General features: G+C 74.3%; 5 protein-coding genes. 4 read left to right on the forward strand and 1 reads right to left on the reverse strand.

Annotated features, from left to right (window positions below; genetic code table 11):
• A partial coding sequence (locus AB0P35_RS41930) for a sigma-70 family RNA polymerase sigma factor (RefSeq protein WP_363521821.1) occupies positions 1 to 425 on the reverse strand: 425 nt, incomplete at its 3' end.
• Positions 426 to 583: 158 nt separating this feature from the next.
• Between AB0P35_RS41930 and AB0P35_RS41935 the strand changes: the two genes are divergently transcribed.
• From AB0P35_RS41935 to AB0P35_RS41950, 4 genes are all read left to right on the forward strand, one after another.
• Positions 584 to 1,054: an Asp23/Gls24 family envelope stress response protein gene (locus tag AB0P35_RS41935; RefSeq protein WP_363521823.1), complete on the forward strand. Its 471-nt coding sequence runs from the start codon at positions 584 to 586 to the stop codon at positions 1,052 to 1,054.
• Positions 1,055 to 1,166: 112 nt separating this feature from the next.
• On the forward strand, positions 1,167 to 1,355 hold the full coding sequence (locus tag AB0P35_RS41940) for a hypothetical protein (protein WP_363521826.1): 189 nt from the start codon (positions 1,167 to 1,169) through the stop codon (positions 1,353 to 1,355).
• A complete protein-coding gene (locus AB0P35_RS41945; RefSeq protein WP_363521829.1) occupies positions 1,352 to 1,702 on the forward strand; it encodes a hypothetical protein in 351 nt (116 codons plus the stop codon). The genes AB0P35_RS41940 and AB0P35_RS41945 overlap by 4 nt, the downstream gene beginning before the upstream one ends.
• Before the next feature lie 266 nt (positions 1,703 to 1,968).
• The coding region (locus AB0P35_RS41950; protein WP_363521831.1) for a DUF6286 domain-containing protein at positions 1,969 to 2,252 on the forward strand (284 nt) is incomplete at its 3' end.

A 2,252-nucleotide genomic window follows, 5' to 3' on the forward strand; every position in this document is an offset into this window, starting at 1 on the left:
TGGATGTCGAGGGGGACGGCAGGCATGGGACGGCTGCGCAGGAGGCTGAGGCAGCGGTTGGTGACGATGCGGTAGAGCCAGGTGCGGAACGCGGCGTCGCCCCGGAATTCCGGTAGTCGTCTCCATGCGCTGAGGAGGGACTCCTGGACGACGTCCTCGGCGTCCTGTCGGTTGCCGGTCAGGTGTCGGGCGAGGGTGAGGAGGGCGGCGCTGTGGCGGCCGACCAGGACGGCGAAGGCCTCGTCGTCGCCTTCCGCTGCGCGGACCGCGAGGAGCTGGTCGCTGACCGGGCCGGTGCGGTCCGGGCGGCTTGCGGTGGACGGGGACGGCAGGCGCCACGGCGCGGCCGGGCGGTCTTGTCGGGCGTGCAGTGGGGGAGGCCGCTCGCGGAAGCCAGCGGTGGTGTGGGTCTGCGCTGTGCTCATCGTGGCATCCGGTCGCCGATGCTGTGTGCCCCTCCTCCTCTCGCCTGTCCGTTATCCGGACAGTTATGCCGAGGGCGTGAGGATTTCGTGCGGGCAGCGTCCAATAGTTCAGCGGGCCCGGCTGGGCTCGCACCGGGGCGAGGTCAAGGAGGCCTGCCATGACGGACACGTCCAGCAGTTTCCCGCAGGGCGACGGACGCCCGGAGGACGGCCTGCAAGGTCCCACCGGCGCGGACCGGGTGCCCGAGGAGCGGGGGAGGACGACCATCGCGGACGGCGTCGTGGAGAAGATCGTGGGCACGGCCGCGCGGGACGTTCCCGGTGTCCACGCCCTGGGAGCCGGGATGTCCCGCACCATGGGCGCGGTACGTGAACGCGTTCCGGGCGGGGGACGGGCGAGCGTCAGGGGCGGAGTGAAGGTCGAGGTGGGCGAGCGCCAGGCCGCCGTCGACCTCGTCGTCGTCGTGGAGTACGGCGTCCCCATCACCGACCTGGCCGGCGACGTGCGCGTCAATGTCATCGCGGCGGTGGAGCGCCTGACCGGCCTGGAGGTCGTGGAGGTGAACATCGCCGTCGACGACGTCCACCTCCCCGACGAGGAGGGCGACACCGAGAGCCGCGTCGCCTGACCCGCAGCCGCCCGCCCCGCACCGTCGCTGCCGGGACGCTGCAGCGTGACCGGGGAGGCCCGGGCGACACCGAGCAAGGAGCCCGGGCGACACCGAACAAGGAGCATGTGAGATGAGCACAGCCGCACTCGGTCTGCTGGCGGGAATGGCGCTGGGATTCGCCGGGTACTTCGGCGGCTTCTGGGCCTTCCTCCTGGTCCTGGTCCTCGGCGTGGTCGGCCTCGTCGTCGGGCGTCTCCTGGAGGGTGACGTCGACGTCAGGGACTGGCGCCGGACCCGGTCCGAGGACCGGCGCCGATGACCCCGCAACCCGTCACGGCGCGAGAGCGCGGCGCCACCGTCGTCCCGGACCGCGTGGTGGCCAGGATCGCCGCGCGGGCCGGCCGGGAGGCCCTCGCCGCGCAGCCGTACCGCCCCACGCGGCCCGCACCGCCGACCCCCGACGCGTCGGCGCACGTGCACGGCGGCTTCGCCCGCATCAGGCTGGCCGTCGAGCTGCCCTACCCGATCGACCTCGCCGCAGCTGCCCGCGAGCTACAGCGCCAGGTGACGCGGCGCGTGGGCCGCCTGACCGGACTCGAGGTCACCGAGGTCGCCCTCGCGATCCGCCGCCTCCTCCCCGAGGACAGCGGCGGCCGCGTCAGCTGACCGCAGCGTACGCCCCGTCACCGGGCCCCTCCCCGCGGACCACTGCCGCGAGGAGCCGCCCCGCCCACCGCCACCAGATCTCAAGGGAGAGCCGGCATGACACACCAGCACCCGGCCGTCTCCGACCCGGACCCGCCGCCGCGCCAGGTCACCCGCCCGGCAGGACACCACCCGGCAAGCCCACGGGCGACACCCACCGCGGCCGTGCCCGGCACGGCCGTGCAGCCCCGCGCTGGTGGTCCGAGCGGAGGGTTCCCGCCGCGGTAGTGGCCCTCGTCGTCCTGGCGGCCTGCGCGTTCACGCTGTTCGACGTCGTCCGGGTGCGCACCGGCCACACCGCCGCCGCCTGGCGCAAAACCCTCGCCGACGAGCTCGCCACCCGGCCGATCGACGACCCGTGGGTCCTCACCGGCGCGGCAGTGGCAGCCGTCCTCGGCCTGTGGCTGATCGTCCTGGCGCTCACCCCCGGCCGCCGACACCTCCTGCCCATGGCGGCCCCCGACGACCCGGACGCACCACAGGCCGCTCTCGACCGCGACGGCGCCGCACG

The organism is Kitasatospora sp. NPDC085879, from assembly GCF_040686255.1.
GTDB lineage: Bacteria > Actinomycetota > Actinomycetes > Streptomycetales > Streptomycetaceae > Kitasatospora.